Origin of the sequence: Acinetobacter boissieri (assembly GCF_900096955.1) — a bacterium.
GTDB lineage: Bacteria > Pseudomonadota > Gammaproteobacteria > Pseudomonadales > Moraxellaceae > Acinetobacter > Acinetobacter boissieri.
In genome coordinates, this window is record NZ_FMYL01000023.1 from 1 (window position 1) to 1,802 (window position 1,802).

Below are 1,802 nucleotides of genomic sequence, written 5' to 3' on the forward strand. Positions count from 1 at the left end.
GAAGCCAGTCTCAAAGACAGTGCAGGCAACACCAACACAAGCACAGCGACCGGTAATACCGTGGCAGATAGTGCGGGCAACAGCACAGCCACTACAGCTGCAGGCAATACGGTGAAAGACAGCAGTGGTAACAGTTCAGTCTATGGTGCATCGGGTAGCACCCTAACCGATAAAGCAGGCAACACCACCGTGGTAGATACCAAAGGCCTAAGCTTTAAAGACACAACGGGTGCTGTGACTGGTCCAAGCATCACGGCATCAGGTGTAAATGCCGGTGGTAAAGCCGTGACCAATGTCGGCGATGCAGTCAACAGCACTGATGCAGTCAACAAAAAACTATTGGATGAAGCAACATCTGCAGGCAGTGCCAAAACAGATGCTTCGGGTAATAGCACCGCATCAGCTTTAGGTGGTGGCTCAACTTATGATCCAACAACAGGTACCGTGTCTGCACCGACCTATAGCGTGAATAGTTCGAGTAAAAACAATGTGGGTGATGCGATCAGTGCATTAGACCAAGGCTTCACGGTCACCAGCAATGGTGCGAATGGTAAAGCGATCAAAGCTGGCGACACATTAGAGATAGGGACAGCGGATGGAGAGAAAAACCTCACCGTCAGCAAAGATGGCAACACCATCAAATACGGTTTAAATCGTAATTTAGATCTAGACAGCGTGAAAGCAGGCAATACCACACTGAACAACGTAGGCGTTGCGGTAGATGATGGTACAGGTAACGTCAGCAAACTCACCACAGCCGGTACCACTGTTGCAGACAGTGCAGGTAATAACGCAAGCTATGGTGCTAAAGAAGCCAGTCTCAAAGACAGTGCAGGCAACAGTACTTCAACGACAGCATCAGGCACAAACGTTGCTGATAAAAATGGTAACAGCAATAGCTTAACAGCTACAGGTAATACCATTAAGGATAATGCAGGCAACAGTACGACTTCATCAGCATCTGGTGTAACTGTTGCAGATGGGTTGGGTAATAGCACTGCAGTCACAGCAACAGGTGTAAATGTTGCAGGTGGTCCATCACTTACGAAAACTGGTTTAGATGTTGCAGGTGGTACGATTACCAATCTAAAAGGTGGTCAAATTGCAACGGGATCTACCGATGCGGTAACAGGTGGTCAAGTTGCAGAGGTACAATCTCAGTTACAAAAACAACTGGGTTCAGTCGGTGATTCAGCTGTGCAATATGCACAAAATAGTGATGGCACGACAAATTATGACAGTATTTTGGCAGGCAATGGTAAAGGTACAACAGCAACATTAGGTACAGACAGTTATGGAAATAGCATTGTTACTGGCGGAGGAACAACGATTTCGAATGTGGCAAACGCTGTAAAAGCGTCAGATGCTGTAAACAAAGGTCAGCTAGATTCTGCTATTAGCAGTAATATTACTGATGTAAAAGATGGTAATGGTAATGGTGTAAGTGTTACTGATCAGGTAGTGAATCGCAATTATAATGCAACGAATCCAGATCCAGACTCATTATTCTTGACCTATAACAAAGCGGGTCAAACTACGACAGATAACCTTACGATTGGTGAAACTGTCCAAAAAATGAATAAAGAAGGTGTGAAGTTTGCACATACTAATGCAGCAACAGAAGCTAAAGACTCAAGTGCAGGTGGCACGAATTCAACAGCATTGGGTGTAAATGCAATTGCTTCAACAGATGCAGCTAACTCAGTTGTGATTGGTAATAACTCAAGCGTTTCAGGTACCTCATCGGTAGCGATTGGTGATGGTGCCACAGCATCAGGTACACAATCGATTAGTATTGGTAC

Annotated in this window: 1 protein-coding gene; it reads left to right on the forward strand. The window is 45.4% G+C overall.

Going from position 1 to position 1,802, the window contains the following annotated elements; genetic code table 11:
* A partial coding sequence (locus BLS38_RS12780; RefSeq protein WP_425283490.1) for a YadA family autotransporter adhesin occupies positions 1 to 1,802 on the forward strand: 1,802 nt, incomplete at both ends.